Source organism: Pseudomonas rustica, assembly GCF_049959085.1.
GTDB lineage: Bacteria > Pseudomonadota > Gammaproteobacteria > Pseudomonadales > Pseudomonadaceae > Aquipseudomonas > Aquipseudomonas rustica.
In genome coordinates this window covers 329,150-346,449 of the sequence record NZ_CP188200.1, presented here as the reverse complement: position 1 = coordinate 346,449, position 17,300 = coordinate 329,150, and the positions used below count along the sequence as shown (strand labels likewise).

15 protein-coding genes, 2 tRNA genes and 1 rRNA gene are annotated in these 17,300 nt (G+C 57.2%); 5 read left to right on the top strand and 13 right to left on the bottom strand.

Annotated elements, in window-relative coordinates; all coding sequences use genetic code 11:
- Positions 1-57: 57 nt before the first annotated feature.
- The 9 genes from ACP3TY_RS01685 to ACP3TY_RS01645 form a co-directional block, all read right to left on the bottom strand.
- Positions 58-133 (bottom strand) — tRNA-Ala (locus ACP3TY_RS01685).
- Between the two features lie 10 nt (positions 134-143).
- Positions 144-220, bottom strand: a tRNA-Ile gene (locus ACP3TY_RS01680).
- A 123-nt stretch (positions 221-343) separates the two neighbouring features.
- Positions 344-1,880: ribosomal RNA gene (locus ACP3TY_RS01675) — 16S ribosomal RNA — on the bottom strand.
- A 483-nt stretch (positions 1,881-2,363) separates the two neighbouring features.
- Positions 2,364-2,987, bottom strand: coding sequence for a protein-methionine-sulfoxide reductase heme-binding subunit MsrQ (gene msrQ / locus ACP3TY_RS01670; RefSeq protein WP_426619133.1), 624 nt, complete (start codon positions 2,985-2,987; stop codon positions 2,364-2,366).
- Positions 2,987-4,000, bottom strand: coding sequence for a protein-methionine-sulfoxide reductase catalytic subunit MsrP (msrP, locus tag ACP3TY_RS01665; RefSeq protein WP_426619132.1), 1,014 nt, complete (start codon positions 3,998-4,000; stop codon positions 2,987-2,989). Before msrP ends, msrQ begins: the two co-directional genes overlap by 1 nt.
- Positions 4,001-4,063: 63 nt before the next feature.
- On the bottom strand, positions 4,064-4,921 hold the full coding sequence (gene pssA, locus ACP3TY_RS01660) for a CDP-diacylglycerol--serine O-phosphatidyltransferase (protein WP_053123855.1): 858 nt from the start codon (positions 4,919-4,921) through the stop codon (positions 4,064-4,066).
- Between the two features lie 147 nt (positions 4,922-5,068).
- Positions 5,069-6,085 carry a ketol-acid reductoisomerase gene (ilvC, locus tag ACP3TY_RS01655; RefSeq protein WP_053123857.1) on the bottom strand — a complete coding sequence of 339 codons (1,017 nt, stop codon included), beginning with the start codon at positions 6,083-6,085 and terminating at the stop codon, positions 5,069-5,071.
- A gap of 48 nt (positions 6,086-6,133) precedes the next feature.
- Positions 6,134-6,625, bottom strand: a complete 492-nt coding sequence (gene ilvN, locus ACP3TY_RS01650; RefSeq protein ID WP_003176102.1) for an acetolactate synthase small subunit — start codon at positions 6,623-6,625, stop codon at positions 6,134-6,136.
- A gap of 2 nt (positions 6,626-6,627) precedes the next feature.
- Positions 6,628-8,352 (bottom strand): acetolactate synthase 3 large subunit, encoded by a 1,725-nt coding sequence (locus ACP3TY_RS01645; protein WP_053124217.1) that lies wholly within the window; start codon positions 8,350-8,352, stop codon positions 6,628-6,630.
- Between the two features lie 398 nt (positions 8,353-8,750).
- Here ACP3TY_RS01645 and ACP3TY_RS01640 point away from each other — a divergent pair, with 398 nt between their 5' ends.
- Complete coding sequence (locus ACP3TY_RS01640; protein ID WP_426619131.1) at positions 8,751-9,167, top strand: DUF4124 domain-containing protein; 417 nt, start codon at positions 8,751-8,753, stop codon at positions 9,165-9,167.
- A gap of 147 nt (positions 9,168-9,314) precedes the next feature.
- Here ACP3TY_RS01640 and ACP3TY_RS01635 read toward each other — a convergent pair whose 3' ends face one another.
- From ACP3TY_RS01635 to mrcB, 3 genes are read right to left on the bottom strand one after another with little or no spacing between them, the layout of a single operon-like run.
- Positions 9,315-9,650 (bottom strand): YqcC family protein, encoded by a 336-nt coding sequence (locus ACP3TY_RS01635; protein WP_053123861.1) that lies wholly within the window; start codon positions 9,648-9,650, stop codon positions 9,315-9,317.
- Entirely contained in the window at positions 9,650-10,399 is a 750-nt protein-coding gene (locus tag ACP3TY_RS01630; protein ID WP_426619130.1) for a hypothetical protein, read from the bottom strand. Before ACP3TY_RS01630 ends, ACP3TY_RS01635 begins: the two co-directional genes overlap by 1 nt.
- A 16-nt stretch (positions 10,400-10,415) precedes the next feature.
- Complete coding sequence (gene mrcB / locus ACP3TY_RS01625; RefSeq protein WP_212550780.1) at positions 10,416-12,740, bottom strand: penicillin-binding protein 1B; 2,325 nt, start codon at positions 12,738-12,740, stop codon at positions 10,416-10,418.
- A 117-nt stretch (positions 12,741-12,857) separates the two neighbouring features.
- On the opposite strand from mrcB, the gene ACP3TY_RS01620 reads away from it, so the two are divergent.
- The 4 genes from ACP3TY_RS01620 to ACP3TY_RS01605 all read left to right on the top strand — a co-directional run bounded on the left by ACP3TY_RS01620 (position 12,858) and on the right by ACP3TY_RS01605 (position 16,209).
- Entirely contained in the window at positions 12,858-14,414 is a 1,557-nt protein-coding gene (locus ACP3TY_RS01620) for an AAA family ATPase (protein WP_053123866.1), read from the top strand.
- A 91-nt stretch (positions 14,415-14,505) separates the two neighbouring features.
- Entirely contained in the window at positions 14,506-14,850 is a 345-nt protein-coding gene (locus ACP3TY_RS01615) for a pentapeptide repeat-containing protein (RefSeq protein ID WP_053123868.1), read from the top strand.
- Between the two features lie 286 nt (positions 14,851-15,136).
- A complete protein-coding gene (locus ACP3TY_RS01610; RefSeq protein ID WP_053123870.1) occupies positions 15,137-15,409 on the top strand; it encodes a TfoX/Sxy family protein in 273 nt (90 codons plus the stop codon).
- Positions 15,410-15,414: 5 nt separating this feature from the next.
- Positions 15,415-16,209 (top strand): Crp/Fnr family transcriptional regulator, encoded by a 795-nt coding sequence (locus tag ACP3TY_RS01605; protein WP_426619129.1) that lies wholly within the window; start codon positions 15,415-15,417, stop codon positions 16,207-16,209.
- A gap of 233 nt (positions 16,210-16,442) precedes the next feature.
- On the opposite strand, the gene ACP3TY_RS01600 is transcribed toward ACP3TY_RS01605, so the two are convergent.
- Positions 16,443-17,294, bottom strand: coding sequence for a ChaN family lipoprotein (locus tag ACP3TY_RS01600; RefSeq protein WP_426619128.1), 852 nt, complete (start codon positions 17,292-17,294; stop codon positions 16,443-16,445).
- Positions 17,295-17,300 lie beyond the last annotated feature (6 nt).

The following is a 17,300-nucleotide window of genomic DNA, read 5'->3' as shown; positions in this document are numbered from 1 at the left end:
CTAGAAATCAATATTCTCAATGGAATACTCATTTCTAAGCTTTCAGAAGCAGTTATATGGTGGAGCCAAACGGGATCGAACCGTTGACCTCCTGCGTGCAAGGCAGGCGCTCTCCCAGCTGAGCTATGGCCCCATAACAAAATTGGTGGGTCTGGGCAGATTCGAACTGCCGACCTCACCCTTATCAGGGGTGCGCTCTAACCAACTGAGCTACAGACCCAATTTCGAGCGCGTAACTGTTAGCTTGGAGCTATCAGCTTGGAGCTTAAAGCTGCTTCTATCGTCTTCTTCAATGAATCAAGCAATTCGTGTGGGAGCTCATGGAGCAGCTGATGTCGTCGATTAAGGAGGTGATCCAGCCGCAGGTTCCCCTACGGCTACCTTGTTACGACTTCACCCCAGTCATGAATCACACCGTGGTAACCGTCCTCCCGAAGGTTAGACTAGCTACTTCTGGTGCAACCCACTCCCATGGTGTGACGGGCGGTGTGTACAAGGCCCGGGAACGTATTCACCGTGACATTCTGATTCACGATTACTAGCGATTCCGACTTCACGCAGTCGAGTTGCAGACTGCGATCCGGACTACGATCGGTTTTATGGGATTAGCTCCACCTCGCGGCTTGGCAACCCTTTGTACCGACCATTGTAGCACGTGTGTAGCCCAGGCCGTAAGGGCCATGATGACTTGACGTCATCCCCACCTTCCTCCGGTTTGTCACCGGCAGTCTCCTTAGAGTGCCCACCATGACGTGCTGGTAACTAAGGACAAGGGTTGCGCTCGTTACGGGACTTAACCCAACATCTCACGACACGAGCTGACGACAGCCATGCAGCACCTGTCTCAATGTTCCCGAAGGCACCAATCCATCTCTGGAAAGTTCATTGGATGTCAAGGCCTGGTAAGGTTCTTCGCGTTGCTTCGAATTAAACCACATGCTCCACCGCTTGTGCGGGCCCCCGTCAATTCATTTGAGTTTTAACCTTGCGGCCGTACTCCCCAGGCGGTCAACTTAATGCGTTAGCTGCGCCACTAAGAGCTCAAGGCTCCCAACGGCTAGTTGACATCGTTTACGGCGTGGACTACCAGGGTATCTAATCCTGTTTGCTCCCCACGCTTTCGCACCTCAGTGTCAGTATCAGTCCAGGTGGTCGCCTTCGCCACTGGTGTTCCTTCCTATATCTACGCATTTCACCGCTACACAGGAAATTCCACCACCCTCTACCATACTCTAGCTCGACAGTTTTGAATGCAGTTCCCAGGTTGAGCCCGGGGATTTCACATCCAACTTAACGAACCACCTACGCGCGCTTTACGCCCAGTAATTCCGATTAACGCTTGCACCCTCTGTATTACCGCGGCTGCTGGCACAGAGTTAGCCGGTGCTTATTCTGTCGGTAACGTCAAAACAGCAAAGTATTAATTTACTGCCCTTCCTCCCAACTTAAAGTGCTTTACAATCCGAAGACCTTCTTCACACACGCGGCATGGCTGGATCAGGCTTTCGCCCATTGTCCAATATTCCCCACTGCTGCCTCCCGTAGGAGTCTGGACCGTGTCTCAGTTCCAGTGTGACTGATCATCCTCTCAGACCAGTTACGGATCGTCGCCTTGGTGAGCCATTACCTCACCAACTAGCTAATCCGACCTAGGCTCATCTGATAGCGCAAGGCCCGAAGGTCCCCTGCTTTCTCCCGTAGGACGTATGCGGTATTAGCGTTCCTTTCGAAACGTTGTCCCCCACTACCAGGCAGATTCCTAGGCATTACTCACCCGTCCGCCGCTGAATTAAGGAGCAAGCTCCTCTCATCCGCTCGACTTGCATGTGTTAGGCCTGCCGCCAGCGTTCAATCTGAGCCATGATCAAACTCTTCAGTTCAAACATCTTTGGGTTTTTAAGAAACCCTAAACTTGGCTCAGCAATCGTTGGTTACATCTTTGATTTCTCGCGGAGTAACTTGTGATGCTGACAATCTTGTTGACTATCAGTCTGACTCCACAAGCACCCACACGAATTGCTTGATTCAGTTGTTAAAGAGCGGTTGGTTAAGATCTTTCGTCTCAACCGAGGCGCGCATTCTACAGCAGCCTCATTTGCTGTCAAGTGATTATTTTCAGAAGTTTTCGAAGAATTCTTCAACAACTTCAACCACTTGCGCTTCAGATCTCTCGTCAGCGGGAGGCGAATTCTACAGCGTTACACGCTGCTGTCAACACCTCTTTTTCAACTTCCTTTTGGCTTCGATGAACTGAAGCACATGCTGCCGAAAACTGCGTAACTCATTGAATCTCAAGGAGTTTTCCGTTTCGACTGCGCCGGAAGTGGGGCGAATTATAGACGCATGAAATCTGCCGTCAACCGTTAATTTCGCTTTTCTTGCAAAACTGGCTTTCTGGCCAGCAAACGCGGGATACGCCGCGTCACGGGCGGAATACGCAGTATCAGAAGCACTGCACCTATAAAGGCATAGATCGCCCATTCCTCAAGATCAGCGCGCACGATCCACAGCATATGCAGTAAACCCAAACCCAGAATTACGTACGCCAGGCGATGCAGCTTCTTCCAGCGCGAGCCCAAACGCCGCTGACTGTAGCGATTGGACGTCACCGCCAACGCCAACAATCCTAGAAAACCCAACGCCCCTACTATTATGTAAGGCCGCTTGCGCAACTCGACCGCCAGCTGCGACCAGTCTAACCCCAGGATAAACGCCATATAACTGCACAGGTGCAATACCACATAGGCGAAACACCAAAGCCCCAACTGCCGGCGAACCGCAATCCACCCCGCCCAACCGGTGAGTTTCTGCATCGGCGTCATGCTCAGGGTGATCAGCAACAACACCAAGGTTCCCAACCCCAGCCGATCGACCAACACTTTGCCGGGATCAGGGCCGAGCAAATCCTCAAGCGCTTGATACAACCAAAGCATCGGCCAGATCGCTGCCGCAATGAAAACGCCTATACGCCAGAACGGAAATCGCATCAGTAGTTCTTCCGCAGATCGAGCCCTGTATATAAAGAAGCGACTTCATCCGAGTAGCCGTTGAACATCTGCGTATCGCGCACGTTCGGTTTGAACAGGCTGTTCGGCAACCGTCGCTCCCGTGCCTGCGTCCAGCGTGGGTGATCAACCGTTGGATTCACGTTCGCGTAGAACCCATACTCATCCGCCGCAATGCTTTGCCAAGTGGTTTTCGGTTGCTCGCTGACCAGACTGATACGCACGATGGATTTGACGCTCTTGAAGCCATACTTCCACGGCACCACCAAACGCAGCGGCGCGCCGTTCTGATTTGGTAACTCGCGGCCATACATGCCCACCGCCAGAATCGCTAAAGGATTCATTGCCTCATCCAGACGCAAGCCTTCTACATACGGCCAGTCGATCAAGGCAAAACCGGAGCGCTGCCCCGGCATGGTTTTGGGATCCTGCAGTGTTTCAAAGCGGATGTACTTGGCATTAGCGTTTGGCTCGACTTGCTTGAGCAACGCCGAGATTGGAAAACCGATCCACGGAATCACCATCGACCACGCCTCTACACAGCGTAGGCGATAGATTCGCTCTTCCAGTTGATACGGTTTCATGAAGTCTTCCAGCGCATATCGCCCCGGCTTACCCACCTCCCCGTCTATCACCACACTCCACGGTTCGGTTTTCAGCGAGCTGGCATTCGCCGCCGGATCCCCCTTGTCGGTGCCGAACTCGTAGAAGTTGTTGTAGTGAGTGGCGTCTTTAAAAGGCGTGATCGCCTCATCCTTGACGTTGACTGCTCCCCATTTAGTAGAGGACAGCTTATCGCTAAACCAGGCAGGCGCTTTACCGGGTTCGACATCGGCGTAGCGAGCGGCATCCTCGGCATTGGCCCAGCGTGGCAGGCTACTGACGGCGATACCGGCAGCAGTAGCCCCGAGCAATTGGCGGCGCGAGAGATAAATGGATTCAGGCGTGACATCCGACTCGTTGCAGTCAGACGCTTTGGGGATTTTGATCAGCATGACAACTCCGCAGCTTTGGAGGACAGATGCACCCATAGACTGCGGAGTATGCGTGAAATTACATCACTCGGCTTTTTTGTGCCGACGAAGGTGCAACAAGTATTGCACCGGGCCGGATGCTGCATAGGCGAGGAACACCAACAGCAGAATGCGCGGCGGATCGCTGAACACAACGGCAAACACCAGCACCACGGCAAGAATCGCCACGAATGGCACGCGCCCTTTCAAGTCCAGCTCTTTAAAGCTGTTGTACTTGATGTTGCTGACCATCAGCATGCCGGCCGCCGCAACCATCAGCGCAACGAGGAACGACATCTTCGAACCCTGAATGCCGTAATCGCTGAACGCCCAGACGATACCCGCCACCACACCCGCCGCTGCCGGACTGGCCAGACCGATGAAATAGCGCTTGTCTGCCGTGCCGACCTGGGTGTTGAAGCGCGCCAGACGCAATGCCGCGCCCGCGACATAGATGAAGGCGACCATCCAGCCGACCTTGCCCATATCACCCAACGCCCAACCGAACGCCAGCAGCGCCGGTGCGACACCGAACGCGACCATGTCCGACAGCGAGTCGTACTCGGCGCCGAAGGCACTTTGCGTATTGGTCATGCGCGCCACACGACCGTCGAGGCCGTCGAGCACCATGGCGACGAAAATCGCGATTGCGGCAAAGGCGAAATACTTGCTCGCGTTGACGGAATCCCCAGCACTCAATGCCGCCTGCGCGCTCATCGAGTTGATGATGGAGTAAAACCCTGCGAACAGGTTCGCAGTGGTGAATAGATTCGGCAGCAGATAGATACCACGATGCCGGACTTTACGACCTTCTGCGTCGTGCCCTTCTTCGATATGTTCATCGATGGGCAGCAGGCTTTCGGCGTCAGAAGCCTTGTTCGGCTCTTCGGGACGTTCGCTCATGGACATTACCTTGCAACGGTTTGGAGAAATTTCGACAGGTGCTTGAGGACGACAGTTCGGCCACAAACGCTGCAGCTTTATACCAGAACCACCGGCTCAAACGAAAAAACGCGGCCGAGGCCGCGTTTTCCGTACAAGAAGGACGACTTAGTTTTTGGCTTTGTCGACGATCTTGTTGGCACCGATCCACGGCATCATGGAGCGCAGTTGCTCGCCGATGATTTCGATACCGTGAGCGGCGTTGTTACGACGCTTGGCGGTCATCGAAGGGTAGCCGGTTGCGCCTTCGCTGATGAACATTTTGGCGTATTCGCCGTCCTGAATACGTTTCAGGGCGTTGCGCATGGCCTGACGGGACTCGGCGTTGATCACTTCCGGGCCAGTCACGTACTCGCCGTATTCGGCGTTGTTGGAGATCGAGTAGTTCATGTTGGCGATGCCGCCTTCGTACATGAGGTCAACGATCAGCTTCAGTTCGTGCAGGCACTCGAAGTAGGCCATTTCCGGCGCGTAGCCAGCTTCAACCAGGGTTTCGAAACCGGCTTTAACCAGCTCAACGGTACCGCCGCACAGAACGGCTTGTTCGCCGAACAGGTCGGTTTCAGTCTCGTCCTTGAAGGTGGTTTCGATGATGCCGGTACGACCGCCACCAACGCCAGCAGCGTAGGACAGTGCAACGTTTTTGGCGTTGCCCGAGGCGTCCTGGTAGATCGCGATCAGGTCAGGGATACCGCCGCCTTTCACGAACTCGGAACGTACGGTGTGGCCTGGTGCTTTCGGCGCGATCATGATCACGTCGAGGTCAGCACGCGGAACAACCTGGTTGTAGTGAATCGCGAAGCCGTGGGAGAAGGCCAGGGTGGCGCCTTTCTTGATGTTCGGCTCGATTTCATTCTTGTACAGCGAAGACTGGAACTCGTCCGGGGTCAGGATCATGACCAGGTCGGCAGCCGCAACAGCGGAAGCAACGTCAGTCACTTTCAGGCCGTGAGCTTCAGCTTTGGCAACGGTGGCCGAACCTTTACGCAGACCAACAGTAACGTCAACGCCGGAGTCTTTCAGGTTGCACGCTTGAGCGTGGCCTTGGGAACCGTAACCGATGATGGCAACTTTCTTGCCCTGGATGATCGACAGGTCGCAGTCTTTTTCGTAATAAACTTTCATGAAATTCCCCTATATATCCAGGCCGTTCAGGCCATTCGCTAATTTGTTTTAGATGCTGAGTACTTTGTCGCCGCGGGCAATGCCGGTCACGCCGCTGCGGACGGTTTCCAGAATCGATGCGGTGCCGATGGACTGAATGAAGCTGTCGAGCTTGTCGCTGGTACCGGTCAGTTGAACGGTATACACGCTGGCGCTGACGTCGACGATCTGTCCACGGTAAATATCGGTGGTGCGTTTGATCTCGGCGCGCTGGGCGCCAGTGGCCTTGACCTTGACCAGCATCAGTTCGCGCTCGATGTGAGCACTTTCCGACAGGTCCACCAGCTTGACCACTTCGATCAGCTTGTTCAGGTTTTTGGTGATCTGCTCGATGACTTCATCGTGGCCAACGGTGGTCAGCGTCAGACGCGACAGGGTCGGGTCTTCGGTCGGGGCCACGGTCAGGCTTTCGATGTTGTAGTTGCGCTGCGAGAACAGGCCGACTACGCGAGACAAAGCGCCGGGTTCGTTTTCCAGAAGCAAGGAAATAATGTGCCGCATGATTAAGTACGCTCCGTCTTGCTCAGCCACATATCGCGCATGGAGCCGTCTTTGATCTGCATCGGATAGACGTGCTCGCTGGTGTCGACCGAAACATCGATGATCACCAGGCGATCCTTCATGGCGAACGCTTCTGCCATCTTCGACTTCAAATCTTTCGATTCGGTGATGCGTACGCCGACGTGGCCGTAGGCTTCAGCCAACTTGACGAAGTCAGGCAGCGATTCCATGTAGGAGTGCGAGTGACGGCTGCCGTAGCTCATGTCCTGCCACTGACGAACCATCCCCAGAACACCGTTGTTCAGGATGACGATTTTCACTGGCAAGCCGTATTGCAGGCAGGTCGACAGTTCCTGGATGTTCATCTGGATGCTGCCTTCGCCGGTGACGCAGGCAACGTCGTCATCCGGGAAGCTCAACTTGATGCCCATGGCCGCCGGGAAACCGAAGCCCATGGTGCCCAGGCCACCGGAGTTGATCCAGCGATTCGGCTTGTTGAACGTGTAGTACTGCGCAGCGAACATCTGGTGCTGGCCCACGTCGGAAGTGATAAAGGCATCGCCCTTGGTCACTTCGCAGAGGGTTTCGATCACAGTTTGTGGCTTGATCAGGCTGCCGTCGCCCTTTTCATAAGGGAACAGGCCGCGATCACCGCGCCATTCATCAACCTGCTTCCACCAACTGGCCACGGACTCCTTGTTCGGGGTCTCGCCGATTTCCTTGAGGATCGCGACCATTTCGGTCAGGACGCTCTCAACCGGACCAACGATAGGCACGTCGGCCTTGATGGTCTTGGAAATCGAAGCCGGGTCGATGTCGATATGGATGATCTTGGCGTTCGGGCAGAACTTCGCCGGGCCGTTGATCACGCGATCGTCGAAACGCGCGCCGACCGCGAGGATCACGTCAGCATGGTGCATCGCCAGGTTGGCGGTGTAGCTGCCGTGCATGCCGAGCATGCCGATGAACTGCCGATCAGTCCCCGGGAAACCACCCAGGCCCATCAAAGTGTTGGTCACGGGCAGGTTAAGCATTTTTGCCAGTTCGGTCAGCGGTGCGGAACCGTTGCCGAGAATCACGCCGCCACCGGAATAGAGCACTGGGCGCTTGGCCGCGAGGAGCATTTCGGCTGCCTTGCGGATTTGCCCGGAGTGACCGCGAACGGCCGGGCTGTAGGAACGCAGCTTGGCTTTCTTCGGGAAGATGTATTCGAATTTCTCGGCCGGGTTGGTCATGTCTTTCGGGATATCGACCACGACCGGGCCCGGACGACCGGATTGCGCCAGGTAGAAGGCCTTCTTCATGACTTCCGGGATTTCCGAAGCGTGCTTGATCATGAAGCTGTGCTTCACGATCGGCCGGGAGATACCGATCATGTCGGTTTCCTGGAACGCGTCGGTGCCGACCATGGTGCTTGGCACCTGACCGGAAATGATCACCATTGGAATCGAGTCCATATAGGCCGTGGCGATACCGGTGATGGCGTTTGTGGCGCCTGGACCGGAAGTCACCAATACCACGCCGGCTTTACCGGTGGCACGGGCGTAGCCGTCAGCCATATGGGTTGCCGCTTGTTCGTGACGAACCAGGATGTGATTCACTTCCGGTTCTTTGAACAGGGCATCGTAAACATGCAGGAGAGCACCACCCGGGTACCCGTAGATATATTTGACGCCTTCGTCACGCAAAAAGCGGACGAGCATCTCACCGCCAGATAAAAGCTCCACGTTGTTCACCTCTAAAACGCCAGAATACCGTCCACAAAAAAGGGGCGGGTCTTAATAGGTTTACTTCTCGGCAGAGCATGAGCGACGGTGGTCGCCGACTACGTCAGCACTGACTGAGCAAGTATTGGGATCGTCCCAGTGTTGCGGGCCTTTCCCACCCAGCGCGAGGTAACGCGTTGCGGGTGTAACAGGTCGGCGCGGATGTGCGCCTCATGATCTACCGAGTGGGTCTGCTTCTGGCAGTCCCTCTACAGCGGACTTTGGATTCTTCTGTTTCGCCCTCTCCAAGTCAAGCTGTCTATGTCACTAATTGTGGGTAAGCACATGAGAACGCAAGAAAAAACCTGAAAACCGCTACTCAGTTAGCGTCAATTGCGCAATTTTGCCAAGGAATCAGCATGCGAACGCTCCTCCTCACCCTGCTGATCGGCCTCAGCCCCTGGTGCATGGCCGCTCAGATCTACAAATGGGTCGACGCCCAAGGTGTCACGCATTTCGATGCGCAGCCGCCAGCGGGCCAGCCGTCGACGACGTTACAGACGCCCTCCTCGCCCCCGCCCAAACCTGCGCCAATGCCGGCCAGCGGCGTGCTCGGCGATCAGAAGGCGATTGATGACAAGGTGAAGAAACAGGTCGCGGATCAGCAGGCGCAGCTCAAGCAGTTTTGTCAGCAGGCACGGACGAACCTTGCGCAGTTGCAGAACAATCCGCGTTTGAGGGAGGAAGTGCAGGGACAGATGCGACGGCTGGATGATGCGCAGCGTCAGGAGCGGATTGTTGAGGCGCAGAAGCAGATTGCACAGAATTGTGAATAGATATGTGTAGGAGCTGCCGAAGGCTGCGATCTTTTGATGTTGTTTTTAAAACAGGATCAAAAGATCGCAGCCTTCGGCAGCTCCTACAGTTTCCGGTGTACACGCCGACAGGATCGGGGTTACCGGGCCCCGAAAAGGATCGGGGGGTTAACGTGAGGCGGTGATCAGCAGGTCGAACTCTTTGAGCAGCACCTGCAGTTGACGATCCTTGCCACCCAGGTTGCGCTGGGCGAAGACCATCTCGGCCATTTCCTGAATGCCCGAGGCATTCGGCAGTGGCAGATCCTGCTCGAGGATCATTTTCATGCGCGGCAGGAAGATCCATTGCAGCCATTGTTCGAAGTCCAGCGTATCGACCGAAAACGGTTCGACACTGCTCAAGGCTTCTGCCGACGGCTGCACCTCATCCCACCAGCCCTGTGTGCGCAGTTCGCGCTCGATCAGCAGTAACTGATCGGCGATTTTCGGGAACCGTGCATCCATCACAGCGAAACCTTGGCCTTCTGACGGGCCTGAGCGGCGCCGGCGGAATCGCCTTGTTTCTCACGGGACTGCGCGATCAATTCCCACAGGCTCGCCTGCAGATCCGGACGACCATTGGCCATGGTCAACGCGCGACGGGCGAACTGCTCGGCTTGCGGCGCATCGCCTTGAGCCATGCGTACCTGCGCGAGGCGATAAAGCACTTGCGGCTCACGCGGCGCGACACGTTGCGCACGCTCGAGGCTGGAGGACGCACCGTTGAGGTCGCCACCGGCCTGTTGCTGTTGCGCAGTGGTCAGCAAGGCGAGCACCGGACCGTCCAGTTGCTCGTCAGCCGACAAACCGCCGCCGCTGCTGGCCGAAGGAATCCCGCTCGGCGTCGACGGCATGTTGTAGGTGCCGGTATTGACCGGCGCCGACTCGACTGGCGCAGGGTTGTAAGGCCCCGCCGTGATACCGCCGGACGCCGGGCCCGGCACGATTGGCGAAGAGCTGATCGGCGTCGACACGGCAGCGCCGCCACCCGGCACCATCACCACCACGCCGGTATCACCCTGCGGAATGGCCTGAGTCTGGCCCTGCGCAGGACGCGTCACCGTGGTTTGACGGAAACCGCCATTGGCCGAAATACGTTCGCTGTTGGACACCGCAGTCCCGGAATCAACCACCGGAATCGAACCACGCTGTACGGTAGAGCAGCCGCTGAGCAAAGCCACGGCGGTCACCGCTGGAATCAACCACTTGTTCACTTGAAACCCTCTTTGCTTAATTCATCCAGCCCTTGACCCAATCCATCACCGACTCGCCGGAAGCAGGCGTTTCGCTTGCACAGGCGGCGCCGGGTGGTGGTTCGCTGCCGCGAATATACGGCATCTGCACCGCGCCCGGGCAGTTGGCATCGGAGCCTTGTCCGGTGCGCGAATCCACCCATGCCTGAACGATGTTGTCCGGCTGCGGCATGTCCAGCGGCAGCGGGTCGGCCTTGCGCATGAAACTGGTCCAGACCTGCAACGCACCGGTGGCACCGGTGAATGGCGTTTTACCGTTATCGTCGCGACCCAACCAGACCACAGCCAGCAGATCCTGACTGAAACCGGCGAACCAGCTGTCCCGCGAATCGTTACTGGTACCGGTCTTGCCGGCCAGCGTCAGGGTTTTCGGCAAGACGTTGTAAACCGAGCTACCGGTACCTTCACGCATCACGCGCTGCATGGCGTTCTGGATCAGGTAGATCGATGCCGGATCGAAACGCTGTTCGATCTGGAACGGATAACGCTTGAGCGGTTCGCCCTCGGCGGTCAATACGCTGCGAATCCCGCGCATCGGCGTGTTGAAACCGCCGTTGGCGAGGGTCTGGTACATGGTTGCCACTTCGATCGGGGTCATGCCGCCGGCACCCAGCAACATCGACGGGAACGCCGGGAACTCACGGGTTACGCCAAGGCGCCCGAGGGTTTTCAGCACGTTCGGCACACCGACTTCCAGACCCAGACGCGAGGTCGACAGGTTGTAGGAATGCGCCAGACCTTGATAGAGGAACACCGTGCCGTGGGAGCGACGATCGTAGTTCTGCGGTTTCCACACCTGACCGTCCGCGCCTTTGACCGACAACGGGTCATCCGACAGCCAACTGGTCAGCGTGTACTTGCTCGGTTTTTCCAGCGCGGTCAGGTACACCGCCGGTTTGATCAACGAACCCACCGGCCGCACAGCATCGAGCGCGCGGTTGAAGCCTGCGTAACTGGCCTGACGGCTGCCGATCATCGCCTGCACTTCGCCGGTTTCCGGGTTGGTCACGACCATCGCCGCTTCGACATCGTCGGAGCCTTTGCGCCCGGACAGACGTTTGAAAGTGTCGTTGACCGAGGCTTCCGCCTTCATCTGCAGAATCGGGTCGAAGCTGGTGAAGATCCGCAGGCCTTCTTCGGTCAAGTCTTCGTCGCGATAGTCTTCACGCAGCTGACGTTTGACCAGATCGATAAAGCCCGGGAAGGAACTGTCGGCCAGTTTGCCGCGCGTGGTCACACCCAGTGGCATTTTCTTCGCCGCTGCGACTTGCTCGGCGGTCGCCACACCTTGTTGCTCAAGCACGTCGAGCACCAGGTTACGACGCTCCAGCGCACGCTCCGGGTTGCGACGCGGGTTGTAGTAGGACGGGCCTTTGACCATGCCGACCAGCAGCGCAACCTGATGCAGCTTCAGCTCGGACAATGGCTGGCCGAAGAAGAACTGGCTGGCCAGACCGAAACCATGCACCGCACGCTGACCGTCCTGACCGACAAAGACTTCGTTGAGGTAGGCCTCAAGAATTTCTTTCTTGTCGTAATGCAGCTCCAGCAGCATCGCCATCATCGCTTCGGTGAGCTTGCGGGTCAGACTGCGTTCGCTGGTCAGGTAGAAGTTTTTCACCAACTGCTGGGTCAGCGTACTGCCGCCCTGAGTCATTTTGCCGCCCGAGGTGTTGACCCAGACAGCGCGGGCAATCGACTTCGGCGACACGCCCCAGTGGCTGTAGAAATCGCGGTCTTCGACAGCCACCAGGGTTTCGAGCAGGTACGGCGGCACTTGATCAAGTTTGATCAGAATGCGGTCTTCGAGATTTTTCGGATAAATGCCGCCGATCATCAGCGGTTCAAGACGCACCACGGACAACTTGGAACCGTTGGTCGCCGACAACTCGGCGACGTAATCGCCGGAGAAGCGCACGCGCACCGGTTGCGGTTTTTCCAGGCCTTCGTAGAACTGGAAGCCACGAGTGTTCAGATCAACCGTGTTGCCGTTGACCGCAGCAGCACCGGGGCCGTTGCTCACGGCTTCGCGGCGATAGCCGAGGGCATCGAGTTCAGTGAGGAAATCGTCCTTGCTGAGCTTCTGTCCGACGAACAGCTCAAGCGGGCGCGCGTAAACCTTGGCCGGGATGGTCCAGCGCTTGCCGGAGAACTTCTCCTGCACCACGGCATCGAGGTAAACGGCGAAGCCGGCCAGCACGACAAGGCCGACCAGACTGAGTTTAATGGCCCAGCTCAACCACGGGCTAAGGCCCTTGGAAGGTGGTTTTTTCTTGGTACGGGGAGATCGAGTTCGAGTCATGGCGGCGGATTATACGCACTTTATTCATCCTCAACAGGAGCGCTCCGAGGTTTGCGTCAGGCTGGCGAGCGGCCATAATAGCCGCCTCGAATTTCCCCCCTCTCTGAAGGATCGCCCGTGAGCCAGTCACTGATCGCTGCCCTGCAAAACCCGGCCCTCTACCCGCACCCTGTCGAAGGGTTTCAGGTCATCGAAACGCACATCTCGTGGGTAATCCTCACCGGTCCGTTTGCTTATAAAGTGAAGAAGCCCGTGAATTTCGGCTTCCTCGACTTCACCGGCCTCGAATCGCGCGCGCACTTTTGCGCCGAAGAACTGCGTCTGAACCAGCGCCTGACCGATGATTTGTATCTGGAAGTGTTGCCAGTCACCGGTAGCGTCGAAGCACCGCAATTGGGCGGCGACGGCCCGGCCATCGAATACCTGCTGAAAATGCGCCAGTTCCCGCAGACCGGTATGCTCAGCACCCTGCAAGCGAATGGCGAGCTGACCACCCAGCACATTGATGAGATGGCGCAGCAGATCGCGCACTTCCACCTCAGCGCGCCAAAAGTCCCGGCCGAACACGATGCTGGCACCCCGGAAAGCGTGATGGCGCCGGTGTCGCAAAACTTCGAACAGATCCTGCCGTTCCTCAGCGACAAAAATGACCTGCTGCAACTCGACGCGCTGAAAGCCTGGGCCGAAAGCAGCTTCGAGCGCCTCAAGCCTCTGTTCACCCAGCGCAAGGCCGACGGTTTCACCCGTGAATGTCACGGTGACATCCACCTCGGCAACGCTACCGTCATCGACGGCAAAGTGGTGATCTTCGACTGCATCGAATTCAACGAGCCTTTCCGTTTCACTGACGTATGGGCCGACACCGGTTTCCTCGCGATGGACCTGGAAGACCGTGGCCTGAAATCCCTCGCGCGCCGCTTCATCAGCCAGTACCTGGAGTTGACCGGCGATTACCAGGGTCTGGAAGTGCTGAACTTCTATAAAGCCTACCGTGCAATGGTTCGCGCAAAAGTGGCGTTGTTCAGCATGCCGGCCGACGCGACTCCGGTGCAGCGCGCGACCACCCTGCGTCAGTACCGCAACTACGCCAACCTGGCGGAAAGTTACAGCACCATTCCTTCGCGCTTCATGGCCATTACTCACGGCGTTTCTGCTGTCGGCAAGAGTCACGTGGCCATGCGTCTGGTTGAAGCACTGGGCGCCATTCGCCTGCGCTCCGACGTTGAGCGCAAGCGCCTGTTCGGCGAGCAAACCGTTGCCAATGATGTACAGGCCGGCATTTATAGCGCCGACGCCAGCACCGCGACTTACGCGCGTCTGCATGAAATCGCTGAAGTGATCCTGCACGCCGGTTTCCCGGTGGTTATCGACGCGACTTACCTCAAGCGCGAACAACGCGACAACGCGGCAAAAATTGCTGAAGCCACTGGCACGCCGTTCCTGATCCTCGACTGCAACGCGCCGCAAGCGGTGATCGAGAGCTGGCTGGCGATTCGTCAGGCCGACAAACAGGATCCGTCCGACGCCACGCTGGCCGTGATTGAAGCGCAACAAGCCAATCGTGAAGCGCTGACGCCGGAAGAAATTCTGCGCAGCAAACGCGTGCAGACCAACGAATCCGGCACCCTCGATACTGTGGTCGCACAGATCCGTCAACGCCTGCCAGGTCTGTAAGAAACTATTTCGGCCGTGAAGCCCTCGCTTGCTTCACGGCCGTCTAATAGTGGCACTATACTGGCGTCATAAAACCAACAGGTGATGTGACATGAGCCAGCCGAAACTTCTCGACACCCCGCTGTATGCCTTGCTGCATAAAGACGACATCACTGGTTTCAACAAGGAACGCCCACAGGACGGCCCGATCGACATGGTCGGCGGCGATTTTCGCGGTCTCGATCTGCGCGAGCTGAATGCCGATGGCGTGGATTTCCGTGACGCGTATTTCCGTTCTGCTGATTTGCGCGGGATTGATTTCCGTAATGCATCGCTTGAAGGGGCGAGCCTCGCTCATGCGCAGATTTCCGGGGCGTATTTCCCGGCGGAGTTGAGTGCGGACGAGATTTTGATGTCGATGAATTTTGGTACGCGTTTGCGCTATCGCACTCGCTGATATGCATACCCTTCTCTGATACAACACCCACCTGGTGGGAGCGAGCCTGCTCGCGAAGAGGGAGTGTCAGTCACCCTGATCGTGAAAGTCATAGCGCTTTCGCGAGCAGGCTCGCTCCCACATTGGTTATGTGTTTTCCCCTCCTTTCTGCGTTCGCAGGCCTTTCAAGCGCCCTTTCTTAGAAGCTTTTGCGTCGAATCCGACCAAACAACCACGCTTTTCCTACTGATGGCTACACTCCTGAGAAGCTCGCCCACGCACCGTTCGGCCGTCGCAAGGAGGCTTGATGAATGATGAACTGCAACACCTGAAGAATCTTGGCAAGACGTCGGCGCAATGGCTGCATGCTGTGGGCATCCACAGCGCCTCGGACTTGCGTCGCCTGGGCGCGGTGGACGCCTACCGGGCCGTGCGTACCCGCGGGTTTCGCGCATCGAAGGTGTTGCTGTATGCGATCGAAGGCGCGCTGATGGACGTGCACTGGAACGACATTCCCGCCGAGCGCAAAGACGCGTTGAACAAGCAGCTCGACGCCATCTCCGCGCGCCACAAGAACTGACCGCTATGTATTTGCTGGGGGAACAATCGGCGCCAGTGGATGCGCTGATCAATCGCTTGCAGAGTCTGCCCGCGCAATGGCTGCAAGGCCTTGAGCCGTGCGGTTTGGAGATTGAAGTCGAGGCGACTGAGGATTTGCTGGGGCAACTGCCGAGTGATCAGCTATTTCTGCTCAACGAAGGCGTGATCAGCGGAAGTATCGCTGGTCGAGCCCTGTTCTATTGGCAGGAAGGCGACTTGATCGGTCTGCAACGTGGCGAAGCCTGGATGGATTGCCGCTTGAGCAGTGACGGCGCACTGCGTCTTCTGCCTTATCGGCGCCGTGATCTGTTTCAGCATTTGTATGCAGAGCCCGCTCGGGCCGAGCAATTTCTCGAATACCTGCTGGGGCACACCGCGATACTGGCCCACGCCGTAGCAGAACTGAAGCCGCGCGAGTTTCGTAGCACCAATGGTTTCAAACGGGTCGAGGCCGGCGAAATCCTGATTCAACAAGGTGACGCCGCTGATCATGTCTTCGTGATCATCGACGGGCACGCCGAAGCGTTTGTTGATGGGCAGAAAGTCGGCGAAGTACCCAGGGATGAAATTTTCGGCGCGATGGCGGTGTTCACCCGCGAGCCGCGCAACGCCACGGTGATCGCCCGTGAGCCGAGTACCATCATGCTGATCCCCGGTGATCAATTTTTGAGCATGACCCGCAGCAATCCAAAGATCGCTCACAGCCTGATCGAGAGCATGGCGCGGCGCATCGGCCAGCTCAACCGGCGGATCACCCAGTTGACGTCGACTAACGGTTAACGCTCAAGTCCTTTGTTTGCGCGGCGTTCCGGCCATTTCTCAGACTAAATCAAATAAATCCAGAATCAGGTGTTGACTCGGTAATGAGAATCGCTATGATTATCACAACTGGTCGCGAGATCAGTCGATATTCTGAAAAGCCCTTGGTTCGGACTCTCAGATTATCTCCTCATCAGGCTAATCACGGTTATTTGACCCGGTTTTTACCGGGTCTTTTTTTGCCTGTGGAAAAGTCATTTGCCGAACTGTTTGCGCATTTGCTCGCAGTAATCCTGCTTCGGCGTGACGGCGGTAAACCAGACGTAATCGGCCATTGCCGCAGTCATCTCACTGCCCTGCTCTGCCAACATCAAAACCGTCGGTGCCTCAGGTGCCCCGAGATCCAGCACATGCACCGGCACACCGACATCCTTGCGCGCATGCCAGGCACCGGCCAGCAACAGCGAAGGCGTCGGCGCGGCCAGCAAACGTTCAGCCATACGCCGATCACGCTGTTGCTGCACCGCCAGCATGGCTGGCATTTGTGATTCCGGAAGCAGGCCACAGTGCGAATCACTGATCTGCTCAAGCAATGTGCTTTTTACCGAGGCGGCATTGCTACGCTCCCCCTTCAAAACCGGCGGGTTGCGGTAGAAGGTGTGGATTTCGGCGGTGTCCAGATTCGCCGCCAGCAGCGGATACGATTGCGTGAGCGCGAAACGAACGATCGGCCCGTAGAGATTCCAGTCCCAACCGTCCTGCCAGGCCAATGCGGCAGTAAGATCAGCAGGAGGCGTAGCGGCACGGCGCACTTGATCAACTTTCGATTGCTGCTCCGGCGTGAGCATTTCCAGCAACAGACTGCCCTGCGGCCGTTGCTCGCCGAGTGCCTGCAATAACCACAACTGCACCGCGTGATGATCGGCATTGTCATGTTGCTCGCCGACGATCACACGCTCAGGCTCGGCCAGTCGCATCAGCAATTGCTGCGCCGTCAGCACCTGACCGTTGCGCAGATCACGAATTTCGCCAGCGGGCGGCGGCGCCACAGCCACATGCTGACACCCCGCCAACCACAACACCGCCAACAACCAGATTGCGCGCATGCCTTC